Source organism: Kribbella sp. NPDC104740 (genome assembly GCF_055583505.1).
In genome coordinates, this window is the sequence record NZ_JBVJNV010000001.1 from 749,943 (window position 1) to 764,453 (window position 14,511).

The 14,511-nt window shown below is 70.3% G+C and carries 14 protein-coding genes; 6 read left to right on the top strand and 8 right to left on the bottom strand.

Annotation, left to right across the window (positions count from 1 at the left end; genetic code table 11):
• Positions 1-28 precede the first annotated feature (28 nt).
• The 5 genes from ACZ6Z4_RS03585 to ACZ6Z4_RS03605 are packed head-to-tail and all read right to left on the bottom strand — an operon-like array spanning position 29 to position 4,311.
• Positions 29-490: a DUF4396 domain-containing protein gene (locus ACZ6Z4_RS03585; RefSeq protein WP_363667103.1), complete on the bottom strand. Its 462-nt coding sequence runs from the start codon at positions 488-490 to the stop codon at positions 29-31.
• A gap of 1 nt (position 491) precedes the next feature.
• On the bottom strand, positions 492-2,720 hold the full coding sequence (locus ACZ6Z4_RS03590) for a heavy metal translocating P-type ATPase (protein WP_465557727.1): 2,229 nt from the start codon (positions 2,718-2,720) through the stop codon (positions 492-494).
• Positions 2,721-2,734: 14 nt separating this feature from the next.
• A complete protein-coding gene (locus ACZ6Z4_RS03595) occupies positions 2,735-3,727 on the bottom strand; it encodes a hypothetical protein (RefSeq protein ID WP_465557729.1) in 993 nt (330 codons plus the stop codon).
• Positions 3,724-3,948 carry a heavy-metal-associated domain-containing protein gene (locus tag ACZ6Z4_RS03600; protein ID WP_465557731.1) on the bottom strand — a complete coding sequence of 75 codons (225 nt, stop codon included), beginning with the start codon at positions 3,946-3,948 and terminating at the stop codon, positions 3,724-3,726. The genes ACZ6Z4_RS03595 and ACZ6Z4_RS03600 overlap by 4 nt, the downstream gene beginning before the upstream one ends.
• A gap of 27 nt (positions 3,949-3,975) precedes the next feature.
• Positions 3,976-4,311, bottom strand: a complete 336-nt coding sequence (locus tag ACZ6Z4_RS03605; RefSeq protein WP_363667095.1) for a metal-sensitive transcriptional regulator — start codon at positions 4,309-4,311, stop codon at positions 3,976-3,978.
• A gap of 169 nt (positions 4,312-4,480) precedes the next feature.
• On the opposite strand from ACZ6Z4_RS03605, the gene ACZ6Z4_RS03610 reads away from it, so the two are divergent.
• The 4 genes from ACZ6Z4_RS03610 to ACZ6Z4_RS03625 all read left to right on the top strand — a co-directional run bounded on the left by ACZ6Z4_RS03610 (position 4,481) and on the right by ACZ6Z4_RS03625 (position 8,217).
• Positions 4,481-5,074, top strand: coding sequence for an RNA polymerase sigma factor (locus tag ACZ6Z4_RS03610; RefSeq protein ID WP_363667093.1), 594 nt, complete (start codon positions 4,481-4,483; stop codon positions 5,072-5,074).
• Positions 5,067-6,170, top strand: a complete 1,104-nt coding sequence (locus ACZ6Z4_RS03615; protein ID WP_465557734.1) for a CU044_5270 family protein — start codon at positions 5,067-5,069, stop codon at positions 6,168-6,170. Before ACZ6Z4_RS03610 ends, ACZ6Z4_RS03615 begins: the two co-directional genes overlap by 8 nt.
• A 107-nt stretch (positions 6,171-6,277) precedes the next feature.
• On the top strand, positions 6,278-7,231 hold the full coding sequence (locus ACZ6Z4_RS03620; RefSeq protein WP_465557736.1) for an ABC transporter ATP-binding protein: 954 nt from the start codon (positions 6,278-6,280) through the stop codon (positions 7,229-7,231).
• Entirely contained in the window at positions 7,228-8,217 is a 990-nt protein-coding gene (locus tag ACZ6Z4_RS03625; protein WP_465557738.1) for an ABC transporter permease subunit, read from the top strand. Before ACZ6Z4_RS03620 ends, ACZ6Z4_RS03625 begins: the two co-directional genes overlap by 4 nt.
• Before the next feature lie 72 nt (positions 8,218-8,289).
• On the opposite strand, the gene ACZ6Z4_RS03630 is transcribed toward ACZ6Z4_RS03625, so the two are convergent.
• Positions 8,290-9,369 carry an ABC transporter ATP-binding protein gene (locus tag ACZ6Z4_RS03630; protein ID WP_363667086.1) on the bottom strand — a complete coding sequence of 360 codons (1,080 nt, stop codon included), beginning with the start codon at positions 9,367-9,369 and terminating at the stop codon, positions 8,290-8,292.
• 225 nt (positions 9,370-9,594) lie between these two features.
• Here ACZ6Z4_RS03630 and ACZ6Z4_RS03635 point away from each other — a divergent pair, with 225 nt between their 5' ends.
• Entirely contained in the window at positions 9,595-10,617 is a 1,023-nt protein-coding gene (locus ACZ6Z4_RS03635) for a LacI family DNA-binding transcriptional regulator (RefSeq protein ID WP_465557741.1), read from the top strand.
• Positions 10,618-10,724: 107 nt separating this feature from the next.
• On the opposite strand, the gene snpA is transcribed toward ACZ6Z4_RS03635, so the two are convergent.
• The gene (gene snpA / locus ACZ6Z4_RS03640) at positions 10,725-11,366 is read right to left on the bottom strand and encodes a snapalysin (protein WP_465557743.1); all 642 of its coding nucleotides are present in this window, start codon (positions 11,364-11,366) and stop codon (positions 10,725-10,727) included.
• 200 nt (positions 11,367-11,566) lie between these two features.
• Positions 11,567-12,040 (bottom strand): redox-sensitive transcriptional activator SoxR, encoded by a 474-nt coding sequence (soxR, locus tag ACZ6Z4_RS03645; RefSeq protein ID WP_465557745.1) that lies wholly within the window; start codon positions 12,038-12,040, stop codon positions 11,567-11,569.
• Positions 12,041-12,395: 355 nt separating this feature from the next.
• Here soxR and ACZ6Z4_RS03650 point away from each other — a divergent pair, with 355 nt between their 5' ends.
• Entirely contained in the window at positions 12,396-14,507 is a 2,112-nt protein-coding gene (locus ACZ6Z4_RS03650; protein WP_465557747.1) for a DEAD/DEAH box helicase, read from the top strand.
• The last annotated feature ends 4 nt before the right edge of the window (positions 14,508-14,511 follow it).

Consider the following 14,511-nt stretch of genomic DNA (forward strand, 5'->3'; position numbering starts at 1 on the left):
CAATCGGTGGCCGGTACTTGAAAGAGGTCTAGTGGTAAGCGTGCATGACCGCGTGCCCACGACCGCGGCCGATCAGCCAGCGGTTGACCGGGACCGTCAGCACGAAGGCGATCGCCAGTGCGACGGCCAGGCTGCCCCAGAACAGCGCCGACGCCAGACCCGCGTCCATCGCGCCCGGTACGGCCAGGATGATCGCGTTGTCGACGACCTCCATGGTGACGATGCTCAGCGTGTCCGCGGCCAGCGCGACCTTCAGTGCCTGCCGGAAGCTCAGGCCCGCCTTCAGCACCGGACGGATGGTCAGCGAGTAGCCGAAGACGAAGGCCAGGGCGATCGACAGGACGACGGTCGCCAGGTTGTGCCAGCCGAGCGCCGTACCGATGATCATGCCGAGGACCTCGCCGATCGCACAGCCGGTCAGGCAGTGCAGGGTGGCCGAGATCGCCTGCTGGGTGAGGGATTTCGCGGGAGCGTGCTCGTGGTGGTCCATGTCAGTTCTCCGTGCTGAAGCGGCGCAGCCGCAGGCTGTTGCTGACGACGAAGACCGAGCTGAACGCCATCGCCGCACCGGCGAGCATCGGGTTCAGCAGGCCGGCCGCGGCCAGCGGCAGGGCCGCGATGTTGTAGGCGAAGGCCCAGAACAGGTTGCCCTTGATCGTGCCGAGGGTGCGCCGGGCCAGCCGGATCGCGTCCGCGGCCGAGCGCAGGTCGCCGCGGACCAGCGTCAGGTCGCTCGCCTCGATCGCGACGTCGGTCCCGGTGCCCATGCTCAGCCCGAGGTCGGCCTGGGCCAGCGCCGCCGCGTCGTTGACGCCGTCGCCGACCATGGCGACCACGCGGCCCTCGCTCTGCAGCCGCTTGACCGCGTCGACCTTGTCGGCCGGCAGCACCTCGGCGATCACGTCGTCGATCCCGACCTCGGCGGCGACCTTGCGGGCGACCGCCTCGTTGTCGCCGGTCAGCAGCACCGGCTTCAGCCCGAGCGCTCGCAGCTGCTTGATCGCCTCCGCCGAGCTGGGCTTCACCGTGTCCGCGACCACCAGCACGGCGCGGGCTTTGCCGTCCCAGCCGACCGCGACCGCCGTGCTGCCCTCGGCTTCGGCGTGCTCCTTGGCGTGCGCGAGGTCGGCCGGCAGGTACTGGCTCCACTCCTCCAGCAACCGCGTCCGGCCCACCAGTACGGCGTGCCCGTCGACGATCCCCTGCACACCAAGGCCTTCCACGTTCCCGAAGTCCTCGACCGGCGGCAACTTGCCCAGCTCGTCGAAGGCGCCCCGGGCGATCGCCTGCGCGATCGGGTGCTCGCTGGAGTGCTCCAGCGCGCCCGCCAGCCGCAGTACGTCGGCCCGCTGCTCGCCCTCGGCCAGCAGCACGTCGACCAGGTCCATCCGGCCGGTGGTGACGGTCCCGGTCTTGTCCAGGACGACGGTGTCGATGCGCTGCGTCGACTCCAGCACCTCCGGGCCCTTGATCAGGATCCCGAGCTGCGCGCCGCGGCCGGTGCCGACCATCAGCGCGGTCGGCGTGGCCAGCCCGAGCGCACACGGGCAAGCGATGATCAGTACGGCGACCGCAGCCGTGAATGCCACCTCGACCGCCGACCCGTTGCCGAGCCAGAACCCGAGCGTCAGCAGCGCCAGCCCGATCACGATCGGCACGAAGATCCCCGAGATCCGGTCGGCCAGCCGCTGCACGGCCGCCTTCCCGTTCTGCGCGTCCTCGACCAGCCGCGCCATCTGCGCCAGCTGCGTGTCCGCACCGACCCGCGTCGCCCGGACGACGAGCCGCCCGCCGGCGTTCACCGTCGCGCCGACGACCGCGTCGCCCTCGCCGACCTCGACCGGGACCGACTCGCCGGTCAGCATCGACGCGTCGACCGCGCTGCTGCCGGTGACGATCACGCCGTCGGTGGCGATCTTCTCGCCGGGCCGGACGACGAACTCGTCACCCACGACCAGCTGGTCGGCCGGGATCCGCTGCTCGGTGCCGTCCCGCAGTACGGCGACGTCCTTCGCACCCAGCTCCAGCAGCGCCTTCAGCGCGGCGCCGGAGCGGCGCTTGGCGCGCGCCTCGAAGTACCGGCCGGCCAGGATGAACGTCGTCACGCCGGCCGCGACCTCGAGGTAGATCTCCTCGGCGCCGCCGCCCCGGGACGGGATCAGCGTGAACGGCATCTTCATCCCCGGCTCGCCGGCGCCACCGAGGAACAGGGCGTACAGCGACCACAGGTACGAAGCCAGCACGCCCAGCGAGATCAGCGTGTCCATCGTCGCGGCGCCGTGCTTCAGGTTGGTCCAGGCGGCCTTGTGGAACGGCCAGGCCGCCCAGGTGACGACCGGTGTGACCAGCGTCAGCGACGCCCACTGCCAGAAGTCGAACTGCAGGGCCGGGATCATGCCCAGGGCGATCACCGGTACGGCGAGCGCGATGCTCGCGTACAGCCGTTCGCGCAGGGGCTTCAGTTCGTCGGTCTCCTCGGGCGCCTCGGCCGGGGCCGACGGCAGTGCCGCGGTGTAGCCGGTGGCCTCGACGGTGGCGACCAGGTCGTCGGTGCTGACGCCGTCGGCGTACGTCACCTTGGCCTTCTCGGTGGAGTAGTTCACCGTGGCGGTGACACCGTCCATCCGGTTCAGCTTCTTCTCGACCCGGGAGGCGCAGGAGGCGCACGTCATGCCACCGATGATGAGTTCGACGGACTGCCCGGTTTCTGGGGTTGTCATGGAAGTGCCTCCTCTCAGTGGCCGTGCGGGGTGGTGTCGTGGCCGGGGGTGCTCGGCAGCGCGGTCGGCGGGACGATGGTGGTCCCGTCGGCGTCCACGGTGACCGTGAACTCGGCCGTGTGGACCGCGCCGGCGTGCTGGAAGTCCAGGAACAGCGAGTAGGTGCCGGCGGTCGGGAACGTCGTACCGAAGGTGATCCGCGGGCCGCCCTTGCCACCGGCCTCGGCGTGCTCGGCGGGGTGGTTGTGCAGGTAGGCGAGGTCGCCGCTGCGCAGCGAGACCAGGTGCCCGAAGGCGCCCAGGTAGGGCTGCAGGTCGGTGATCGGCTTGCCTCCCTTGCTGACGGTGAAGGTCAGCTCGGACTCTTTGCCGGCTTGAGGATTCCCGGCCAGCGTCACGTCGTACCCGTGGATGCTGAAGACGCTCGCGGGCTCGTTCAGCGGGACCGGGATGTAGAGGCCGGAGACGTTCACGTCCGTGCCGAGCGTGATCGGCTGGTCGTGCCCGGCCGGCTGGAAGTCGGCGTACAGGCGCCAGGTGCCGCCGGCGGTGAACCGGAACGGGATCGACCAGTTGCCCTGGGCATCCATCGTCGGGTGCACGTGGTGGAAGCCGGACAGGTCACGCCGTACGACGATCAGGTGCAGGTCCTTCTCGTGCGTCTTCGTGTACCGCGTGACCGGTTTGCCGTCCGGGCCGGTGACCGTGAAGCGCAGGGGAGTCTGCTGGTTCGGCTGGAAGAACGTGGTCGCCGGGACCAGCGTGTACCCGGCCTGGGAGACGGCGAGCCCGGGCGGCTGGGCACTCGCGTCGCCGTGCCCCTCGCCGTGCCCCGCGGCCGGCTCCATGTCGCCCATCCCGCCCTGGTCGTCGTGGGCCTGGGCGGGCTCCTGCGTGTCGGCTGCCGCGATCGGGTCGACCGCGGAACCGATCGCGAAGGCACCGGCGAAGGCCAGCGCCAGCACACCGGCGAACGCGCCGAGCCGGAGCGCGACAGCCCGGCTCATGCGGTCACGTCCGTCAGTTCGTAGCCCGCCTCGTCGACGGCCTCGCGGACGGCGCCCTCGTCCAGCGCCGACTCACTGGTCACCTGTACGGCGGACGTGCCGCCGGCGTTCAGGTCGATGCTGACGTTCTGGACGCCCGGCAGCTTGCTGAGCTCCTCGGTCACCGCGGCGGTGCAGTGCCCGCAGGTCATCCCGGAAACGGCGTACGTGGTGGTGGTCATAGTTGCTTCTCCTTGAAGAGGTTGTTTTCAGCTACGAACAAGCCGGGCGATCGCGTCGGAGGCCTCGCGGACCTTCTCCTCCGCCTCGGCGCCGCCGCGCTGGGCGGCCTCGACCACGCAGTGCGACAGGTGCTCGTCGAGCAGTTCCAGCGAGAACGACTGCAGCGCCTTCGTGGCCGCCGAGACCTGGGTCAGGATGTCGATGCAGTACTTGTCCTCCTCGACCATCCGCTGCAGCCCGCGGACCTGGCCCTCGATCCGGCGCAGCCGCTTGAGGTGGCTGGACTTCTCGCTGGTGTAGCCGTGGACGTGCTCCGGGGTGCTCTCCGGGGTGCCGGCTGGAGCGCTGGTCTCGTCGGTCATCGTGCTTCCCTTCCCTCACTGCTACCCCTAGGGGGTATCTCGACGCCTCGTAAGTTACCCCCTTGGGGTATCAGGCGCAACCCCTGGAAGATACCCCACGGGGGTAATTCGCGGCCCGCTCCCGCCGTACCGTCGTGAACGTCGTCCGGGGCTCCGGGCAATCAGTTGCATGACCGTGATCGATCACCACAGCCCGGAGGCTGACATCAGCGACAGGCCGGAGCTCGGCGGACCCGACCCAGGAGCGGAGTTCGGGCGGCTGTTCGACGAGTACGCCGTACCGCTGCACCGCTACCTGGCCCGCCGGGTCGGCGCCGACACCGCGCACGACCTGGTCAGCGAGACCTTCCTGGCGGCGTTCAAGCAGCGCGCGACCTACGACCCGGCCACGGCCGCGGTCCGGGCGTGGCTGTACGGCATCGCCACCAACCTGGCCCGCCGGCACGTCCGGCAGGAGGTCCGCGGCCTGCGGGCCACCGCCCGAGCCGGACTGCGGGAGGACGAGCACCAGCTCGGCCACGACGGGAGGGTGGCCGAGCGGGTCGACGCCTCGACGATGGCGGCCCGGATCGCGCCGGCCATCGCCGACCTGTCCGACGGGGACCGGGACGTGCTGTTCCTGACCTCCTGGGGCCAGCTCACCACCGTGGAGGTCGCCGACGCGCTCGGCATCCCCGTCGGCACCGTGCGCTCCCGCCTGCACCGCATCCGCCGCCAGCTCCGCACCCAGACGACTTCAGACGAGGCGAACACCAATGACTGACAACAAGCTGACCGACCTGTGGTCCGAGGACGACCTGGACCGCGCGATGACCGCCCTGCACTCCGACGAGGCCGAGCCCGACCACGCCCGCCTGGCCCAGGCCCGGGCCCAGCTGATGGCCGCCGCCGGCGGCCCGCGAACGGCCCTCGGCCACCCGGTCGACCTGGCCGCCGCTTCGCACCGCGTCTCCGCCGACGCTCCGCGCCGGTCTCGCGTTTCCGCCGGTGCGAAGCGGCGGCGCTGGACCTACGCCCTGGCGGCCGCCGCGAGCGTCGCCGCGCTGGTCGGCACCGGCTTCATCGTCACCTCCGGCACCAACGGCGGGTCGGCGGAGGCGAAGAGCGAGCTCGACGCGGCGGCCGCCCACGTCACCGCGAAGGATCCGGTGGTGAAGCCGGGCCAGTACCTGCACAGCACCGCCCGGACCTGGACCCGCAACGTGTACGGCGGCAACGGCTTCGACCTCCAGGTGCTGGAGGAGAACGCCACCGAGACGTGGATCCCGGCCGACCGGAAGGCCGAGTGGGTGCTGCGCACGACCCAGACCGGCCGGCACCAGTGGGTGGTCGGGTCGGAGGCCGAGGCGCGCAAGCACGGCATCACGTTCCCGAAGAAGACGGACATCCAGCGCGCAGACTGCGGCGCCTTCTACGGCGGCGGCTGCGCCACGGCCGGCAGCTGGGCCAACCCGACGCCGGAGTGGATCGCCGGGCTGCCGACCGACCCGAAGGCGCTCTACGAGCGGCTGAAGAAGGATGCCCCCGGCAACTCGCGCGGCGAGACGGAGCTGCTGGTCTACGCCCAGGACGCGCTGCGGACCGGGCTGCTGCCGGCCGACGTACGGGCCCGGCTCTACCGGGCGCTCGGGTACCTGAAGAACCTCGAGATCTCCGACCGGGCGGCCAACCTGGACGGCAAGATCGGCATCGCCTACGGCAGCGACGACGGCAAGAGCCGCGAGGAGATCATCGTCGACCCGAAGACCGGTGCCTACATCGGATCCCGGGAGGTCGACACCGACGGCAAGGGCAAGGGTGACGTGATCACCTTCACCTCGGTCAGCGCGAACGTCGCCGACACGGCCCCCCGGCGCTGATAGAACGTTCCAACCGTGCGCCCACCCAACCAAACTGGTTGGGTGGGCGTCTCACAGCGCAACGGAACCGGTCCACTGCGGGCCGTGAGCAACTTCAGAGAGGTGACATGACGGACCTGGCGATCAGTACGCGAGGGCTGCGGAAGACGTACCGCACCCGGCGGGGGAAGCGGGTGGTCGCGGTCCAGGGGCTCGACCTGGACGTGCCCGTCGGTGGCGTGCACGGCTTCCTCGGGCCGAACGGATCCGGTAAGACGACCTCGATCCGGATGCTGCTCGGGCTGATCCGGGCCGACGCCGGCGCGATGGCGCTGTTCGGCCGGCCGGTCCCCGAGCACCTGCCCGAGGTGGTCTCCCGGGTCGGCGCGATCGTCGAGTCGCCGAAGTTCTTCCCGGCCTTCACCGGCCGCAAGAACCTGGAGCTGCTGGCCGACGCGATCGGCGCGCCGCGCAGCCGGGTCGGCGAGGTGCTCGAGGAGACCTCGCTCGGCGAGCGCGGCAAGGACCGGTTCAAGACGTACTCGCTGGGCATGAAGCAGCGGCTGGCGATCGCCGCGACGCTGCTCAAGGAGCCCGACCTGCTGATCTTCGACGAGCCGACCAACGGGCTCGACCCGGCCGGCATCCGGGAGATCCGCGAGACGATGCGCTCGCTCGGCGACCAGGGCCGTACGGTCCTGGTCAGCAGCCACATCCTGGCCGAGGTCGAGCAGGTCGCCGACACGGTCTCGATCATCGGTCACGGCCGGCTGCTCGCCTCGGGCTCGGTGGCCGAGGTGATCGGCAGCACCGGCAAGTCGACGGTGAAGGTTGCGATCGGCAACCAGGAGGCGGCGACCGCGGTCCTGACCGCGGGCGGGCTGACGGTCCGGGCCGAAGGCAACTACCTGTTCGTCGACGGCGCCGACGACCCGGCCGACATCACCCGGCGGCTGGCCCAGCGCGAGCTGTACGTCGCCGAGCTGGTGCCGGTCCGCGCCGACCTGGAGTCGGTGTTCCTCGAGCTGACGGCCGACGAAGGCCTGGCCGCCGGCGACCCGACCACGGGAGGCAAGCAGTGATCCGCCTGACGGGAGTCGAGCTGCGCCGCCTGGTCGCACGCCGGCTGGTGATGCTCGGGGTGGTCGCCGTCCTCGGCGTCACGGTGCTGATGCTGGTCGCGACCTGGTGGAACTCACGCCCGCTGTCGGCCGCGGAGCAGCAGCAGAACAAGGTCCAGTTCGAGATGGCCCACGCCGACTGGGTCAAGAACCACGAGAAGTACGACCAGGAGTGCCGCGACAGCTACGCCTCGACGCCCGACCCGAAGCCGTCGGTCGAGGAGATGTGCACCTACCTCGAGCCGACCATCGACCAGTGGGGCAAGCCGCAGACGGTCTTCACCGAGACGATGCCGGGGCTGCTGCAGGGGTCGTCGTACCTGCTGGCCTTCGCCGCGTTCCTGATCGGGGCGAGTTTCGTCGGCGCCGAGTTCAGCAGCGGCTCGATCGGGAACTGGCTGACCTTCGAGCCACGCCGGCTGCGGGTCTACGCGAGCAAGCTCAGCGGCGTCGCGATCGGGATGATCCCGGTCGGCGTGGTGACGCTGGCGCTGCTGCTCGCCGGGACGTACCTGATCGTCGCGCAGATGGGGTCGACCGCGGGGACCACCGGCAAGGTCTGGGGGAACCTGATCGAGACCTCCGGCCGGGCGGTGGTGGTCGCGGCCGTCGCGGGCGCGCTCGGCGGCGTACTGGCGTTGCTGCTGCGGCACACGGCCGCCGCGATCGGCGTCATCATGGGGTACGCCGTCCTGGTCGAGGGCGTCTTCGGCAGCGTGCTGCAGTCGGTGCAGCCGTGGCTGGTCCGGCTCAACTTCGACGCCTGGGTCCTGCACGGGACGACGTACTACGTGCAGAAGTGCACCACCGCGAAGGACGGCTCGTACAACTGCGAGATGGTGGAGAAGTCGCTCAGCTTCGAGCACGGCGCCTGGTACCTGGGCATCGGCGCGGTCGTGCTGGTCGCGTTCGGTGCGCTGGTCTTCAACCGGCGCGACGTCACCTGAGCCGCGCGGCGGACAACGAGAACGCCGGCCCCGGGAACCCGGGGCCGGCGTTTCGGCGTACTGGCGTGACGGTCAGGCCGTCAGGCGCTCCTCCGTCGAGGCGGAGAACAGGTGCAGCTTGTCCGGCTGCGCCGCCAGGTGCACGATCGAGCCCTTCTCGACCTGCATCCGGGCGTCGATCCGGGCCACGATCTGCTGGTGGTTGCCGTCGTGCTCGGCGGTCCCGTACAGGAACGCGTCGGCGCCCAGCTCCTCGATCACGGCGACCTTGACCGGCAGGCCGGTGTCGGCGACCTTGAAGGCCTCCGGCCGGACACCCAGCGTCAGGGTCTTGTCGTTGCCGGCCTTGGCCAGGATGCTGCGCTCGACCGGGACGGTGTAGTCACCGAGCTTGGCGCCGCCCTCGGCCAGGTCGGCCTCGAGCAGGTTCATCGCGGGCGAGCCGATGAAGCCGGCGACGAACTTGTTCTTCGGGTTGTCGTACAGGTTCAGCGGGGTGTCGACCTGCTGGAGCAGACCGTCCTTGAGCACCGCGACCCGGTCGCCCATCGTCATGGCCTCGACCTGGTCGTGGGTGACGTAGACGGTCGTGACGCCGAGACGCTGCTGCAGCTCGGCGATCTGCGTACGGGTCTGCACCCGCAGCTTGGCGTCGAGGTTCGACAGCGGCTCGTCCATCAGGAAGACCTGCGGGTTACGCACGATCGCGCGGCCCATCGCGACACGCTGACGCTGACCACCGGACAGGGCCTTCGGCTTGCGGTCCAGGTACTCCTCGAGACCGAGCAGCTTGGCGGCCTCCTGGACGCGCTTGGCACGGTCCTCCTTGGAGACACCCTGCATCTTCAGCGCGAAGCCCATGTTGTCGGCGACCGACATGTGCGGGTAGAGCGCGTAGTTCTGGAAGACCATCGCGATGTCGCGCTCTTTCGGCGGCCGGTGCGTGACGTCGCGGTCGCCGATGTAGATGGAGCCCTCGTTGACCTCTTCGAGGCCGGCGAGCATCCGCAGCGAGGTGGACTTACCGCAACCCGACGGGCCGACGAGCACCATGAACTCGCCGTCCTCGATCTCGAGGTTGAGCTTGTCGACGGCGGGCTTGTCGGAGCCGGGGTAGACCCGGGTCGCCGCCTTGAAAGACACAGTGGCCATGATTGTTCAATCCCTTCACCGGCAGGAACGTGCCGGACGATCCGTAGTAAAGGCCCCCGGGCGGGGGTCCGCCCATCCTCACCTGTGCGGCTGCTCCTGACAAGGTTTACGGCAGAAGAGGTGTGCACACTGTTCACCTTCTGGACAGGTCTGCGCAGTCGGAGTCTGCAAGATCTTGCAGGTTCTTGCTGCAAGGTGCAGGCCGGGTCGGTAGGGTGACCGGTCGTGAGCAGCAGAGCGAGGCTGGCGGACATCGCGGCCAAGGCGGGGGTCAGCGAAGCGACGGTGTCCCGGGTCCTGAACGGCAAACCCGGCGTGGCCGAGGAGACCAGGCAGTCGGTCCTGACGGCGCTCGACGTACTGGGCTTCGAACGCCCGACCCGGCTGCGCCGCCGCTCGGCCGGCCTGATCGGCCTGGTGATGCCGGAGCTGATCAACCCGATCTTCCCGGCCTTCGCCCAGGTGATCGAGTCGGCGCTGTCGCAGCGCGGTTTCACGCCGGTCCTGTGCACCCAGTCGCCATCGGGTGCGAGCGAGGACGAGTACGTCGAGATGCTGCTGGAGCGTGGCGTCTCCGGCATCATCTTCGTCTCCGGCCTGCACGCCGACACCGGCGCCGACCACGCCCGCTACCAGGCCCTGGTCGACCGCAACCTCCCCGTCGTCTTCGTCAACGGCTGGCTCCCCGGCGTCGGCGCCCCCTTCATCAGCTCCGACGAGTACGCCGCCACCGAACTCGCCGTCGCCCACCTGGTCGCCCTCGGCCACCGCCGCATCGGCTTCACCTCGGGCCCCGAACGCTTCATCGTCGTCCAGCGCAAACTCGCCGGCTTCCGCACCGCCCTGAAAGCCCAGCTCTCCCTGTCCGACGACGAGATCGACAACCTCGTCGAGCTCAGCGTCTTCGGCGTCGAAGGCGGCCAAGCCGCCGCCCAACGCCTCCTCGACACCGGCTGCACCGCCGTCATCTGCGGCTCCGACATGATGGCCCTCGGCGTCATCCGAGCCGCCCGCCAACGCGGCCTGGCGGTCCCCACCGACCTCTCGGTCGTCGGCTACGACGACGCCCCCATGATGGAGTTCACCGACCCACCGATGACCACAGTCCGCCAACCCGTCCAGGCGATGGCGCTGGCAGCCGTCCAATCCCTCCTCGACGAGGTCCGCGGCCACTCGACTCCCCGCACGGAGTTCCTCTTCCGGCCCGAGCTCGTCGTCCGCAACAGCACGGGGCCTGCTCGCACGTAAAAGAGGTACGGACGCGCCGTGGGGCGGGCGGGGCGTCCGTACCTCTGGGGGAGTGCTCCGGCTCGGAACCGTCCCCTGCCGGGCGGTTCCGAGACGGAGGTCGGGGGTTACTGCTGGGCGAAGCCGTTGGCCCAGAGCTGGTTGACTCGGGAGCGCTCGTTGGCGTCGGGGTTGGGGTTGGTGCAGGACGGGCCGGGGCCGCCGCCGGACATCAGTTCGCTGCACGGGCCCGAGTAGTGGTCGGGGAGGCCGAGGACGTGGCCGGTTTCGTGGGCGGTGATGCGGAGCGGGTCGTACTGCTGGGCCTGGGCGTAGTCCAGGAAGATGTAGCCGCTGCCGTGGCCGTCGGTGGAGGCGTAGGAGCCGCGCGGGTCGTTGCCCTCGGTGTAGTAGAAGTCGTAGTTGCTGCCCTCGACGAGGGTGACGTTGCTGACCGAGGAGTTCCAGATCTGCGTGCTGGACGAGATCAGGGACGCGAAGGTCGGCGCGTCCACGGCGTACGTGACGGTGACCGCGGCGAGCTTGTTGCCGGCCTTGGCCTGCTTGGCCTTGGCGGACTTCATCACGGCCTCGTAGAACGCCTTGGTGGCGGCGGCGTCCTGCGGCGAACCGGTGTACGCGGCGATCGAGGACGGCGTGCTGGTGGTCGGGGCGGGCGCCGACTGCGCGGGGGCGGCGGCGAAGGCGGGGACGGCCAGGGCCGCGGCGGCCAGACCGGCCAGCGAACTCAGGATACGGCGATGCGACATGGGAGGGCCTCACTCCGGATCTGTGGCGGAAAGCGACCAGCGGATCACTGATCGCTACAGACCGGGATGTTGCCAAGCCGGAAGAGAATCCACACCAGATCGGGAAAAAGTCGGGGGTTAACCCTCGTTCACCGTCACGGGTTCTATGACTGTCATAACCGGCCGCCTATGCCGGGAACGGATTCCGGACGGAATGGTTGCTACTCGCCCGGAATGCCGACGTTCAGGATCCGGGCGCCCGGACCGCGTTCGGCGAGCCGGTCGGACTTGTTGTACAGGTTGCAGCGCTGCAGGCTCAGGCAGCCGCAGCCGATGCAGCCGTCGAGGTCGTCGCGCAGGCGCTCCAGCTCGGCGATCCGCTGGTCGAGACGGCCGCGCCACGACTTGGACAGCCGGCTCCAGTCCGCGCGGGTGGGCGTGCGGTCGTCGGGCAGCGAGTCCAGCGCCTGCTTGATCTCGGACAGCGCCAGGCCGACCCGCTGGGCGGCCTGGACGAACGCGACGCGGCGCAGTGTGCTGCGCTGGTACTGGCGCTGGTTGCCCGACGTCCGGCGCGAGCTGATCAGGCCCTGGTCCTCGTAGAACCGCAGCGCGGACGCGGCGACGCCGGAGCGCCCGGCGATCTCGCCGATCGAGAGCCAGTGGTCCTTGCTGGGAACGTTCTCCTGCGCCATACCCTCACCCTAGGAGACCCACTCAAGACTTGAAGTTCCCTTGAGCGTTCCCGGCCGGTACGGCGGCCGCCCGCGCGGGTGGTCGCTGTGGGTGGTCAAGCGGGCCGGCCGGACAGGGTATACTTCTTGACGTCGGTGCGCGCGTCGCGTCACCAGAGCATTTCCCAGGCGCTCCGACCCGTCGGTTTCAGCAACCCGCTGAAGATGATCCGGCGACATGGGTGCAACGCGATAGCACCCGCAGGTCGATGCCTAGTCTCCTGCCAGCACCACGATCCGGCCACGGAAAAATGTGGCCGGCGTTTGCGTGTGGGCGTGATCCGGCATCGGGCCGTGACGTTGAGAGAGAGATTGCGTGTCCCAGCACCACCAGGACCAGTTTGTCCCGAACGACGGCGCCGACGCCGGTGATCGGGTGAAGAAGCCGCGCCACAAGAAGTTCCAGACCCAGTCGTACGGCGAGCGGATGGCCGCGGGCGAGGTCGCCCGGAACACCGCCTCCGCCGCGAACCGCGGCGAGGTCCGCGACGACACCCGCCTCGAGCGCCGGGGTGGACCCAGCCAGTACTCCGACCGTGGTTCCCGCGACGGCGGCAACGACCGCAAGTACGGCGAGCGCGGCACCCGAGGCAGCGGCAGCAGCTACCGCGGCACCGACAACCGGGGCAGCGACAACCGCGGCGGCAACGGCGGCTTCCGCCGCGACGACCGTCCGGTGAAGGGCTACCGCTCGGAGCAGCGCACCGAGCGCCCGCAGTACAACCGCGACGACCGTCCGCAGTACAACCGGGACGACCGCCCGCAGTCGCAGTACAACCGCGGCGACCGTACCGACCGGCCGCAGTTCAACCGTGACGAGAAGCCGCGTTACAACCGCGACGACCGTCCGCAGTACAACCGCGGCGAGCGCACCGACCGGCCGCAGTTCAACCGCGACGACAAGCCGCGCTACAACCGCGAGGACCGTCCGCAGTACAACCGCGACGACAAGCCGCGCTACAACCGCGACGACCGTCCGCAGTACAACCGCGGCGAGCGCACCGACCGGCCGCAGTACAACCGGACCGAGCGTCCGTCGTACGAGCGCACCGAGCGGGTCGAGCGCCCGGTCGTCGAGCAGCAGCCGGTCGATCTCGGGACGGTTGCGGAGGGCAATGAGTTCGCCGCCCTCGGCCTCGCGCCCCGGCTGGTGCAGCGGCTCGCCCGCGAGGGCATCGACAAGCCGTTCCCGATCCAGGCCGCGACCATCCCGGACGCGCTGGCCGGCAAGGACGTGCTCGGCCGCGGTCAGACCGGTTCCGGCAAGACCCTCGGCTTCGGGCTCCCGACGCTGATGCGGCTGGCCGGTGGCCACACCGAGTCGCGCCGCCCGCGCGGGATGATCCTGGTCCCGACCCGCGAGCTCGCGATGCAGGTGCACGACGCGCTCGAGCCGCTGGCCCACGTGATGAACGTGTCGGTCAAGCTGATCGCCGGTGGCCTGCCCTACCCGAAGCAGATCGACGCGCTCCGGCGCGGGGTCGACCTGCTGATCGCCACCCCCGGCCGGCTGATCGACCTGTGCGAGCAGGGCGCCGCCGACCTGGGCGCGGTCGAGGTCGCGGTCCTCGACGAGGCCGACCACATGTGCGACATGGGCTTCATGCCGGCCGTCACCACGCTGCTGGACATGACGCCGCCGGAGGGTCAGCGGCTGCTGTTCTCGGCGACGCTGGACAACGACGTCGACACCATCGTGAAGACCTACCTGAAGGACCCGGTCACGCACTCGACCGAGTCCGGCCAGGCCACCGTCACCACGATGGAGCACCACCTGCTGGTCATCGAGCCGGGTCACAAGCAGTCGCTGACGGCCGAGCTGGCCAGCCGCGACGGCCGCACCATCGTGTTCGTCCGGACCAAGCTGGGCGCCGACCGTGTCGCCACCCAGCTGCGCGACCGCGGCGTGATGGCGGCGGCGCTGCACGGCGGCCTGACCCAGGGCGCCCGGAACCGGACGCTCGACCAGTTCAAGGACGGTTCCGTCCCGGTGCTGGTGGCCACCGACGTCGCGGCCCGCGGCATCCACGTCGACGACGTCGGCCTGGTCGTCCAGGCGGACCCGCCGGCCGAGCACAAGGACTACCTGCACCGCGCGGGCCGTACGGCGCGCGCCGGCGGCAAGGGTGCCGTCGTCACCCTGGTGCTCCCGCACCAGCGGCGCGGCATGATCCGGCTGGCCGAGTCGGCCGGTGTCGCCACCGAGCCGGTGAAGGCGCGTCCGGGTGACGAGCTGGTGACCGAGCTGACCGGCGGTAGCAAGCCGTCCGGGTACCCGGTGAAGCTGCCCGAGCCGAAGCCGAAGCGCTTCGGCAACAAGGGCGGCGGCAAGCGGTACGGCAGCAGCCGTCCGGGCGGCCGCAGCTTCGAGGGTCGCGGCGGCGAGCGCGGCGGCCGTCGTCCGGAGCGCAAGTCCTTCCAGCGCTGAGCTA

Coding starts and splice junctions, on each gene's coding strand:
- ACZ6Z4_RS03585 (WP_363667103.1), bottom strand. CDS start 490: ATGGACCACCACGAGCACGCTCCCGCGAAATCCCTCACCCAGCAGGCG.
- ACZ6Z4_RS03590 (WP_465557727.1), bottom strand. CDS start 2,720: ATGACAACCCCAGAAACCGGGCAGTCCGTCGAACTCATCATCGGTGGC.
- ACZ6Z4_RS03595 (WP_465557729.1), bottom strand. CDS start 3,727: ATGAGCCGGGCTGTCGCGCTCCGGCTCGGCGCGTTCGCCGGTGTGCTG.
- ACZ6Z4_RS03600 (WP_465557731.1), bottom strand. CDS start 3,948: ATGACCACCACCACGTACGCCGTTTCCGGGATGACCTGCGGGCACTGC.
- ACZ6Z4_RS03605 (WP_363667095.1), bottom strand. CDS start 4,311: ATGACCGACGAGACCAGCGCTCCAGCCGGCACCCCGGAGAGCACCCCG.
- ACZ6Z4_RS03610 (WP_363667093.1), top strand. CDS start 4,481: ATGACCGTGATCGATCACCACAGCCCGGAGGCTGACATCAGCGACAGG.
- ACZ6Z4_RS03615 (WP_465557734.1), top strand. CDS start 5,067: ATGACTGACAACAAGCTGACCGACCTGTGGTCCGAGGACGACCTGGAC.
- ACZ6Z4_RS03620 (WP_465557736.1), top strand. CDS start 6,278: ATGACGGACCTGGCGATCAGTACGCGAGGGCTGCGGAAGACGTACCGC.
- ACZ6Z4_RS03630 (WP_363667086.1), bottom strand. CDS start 9,369: ATGGCCACTGTGTCTTTCAAGGCGGCGACCCGGGTCTACCCCGGCTCC.
- snpA (WP_465557743.1), bottom strand. CDS start 11,366: ATGTCGCATCGCCGTATCCTGAGTTCGCTGGCCGGTCTGGCCGCCGCG.
- soxR (WP_465557745.1), bottom strand. CDS start 12,040: ATGGCGCAGGAGAACGTTCCCAGCAAGGACCACTGGCTCTCGATCGGC.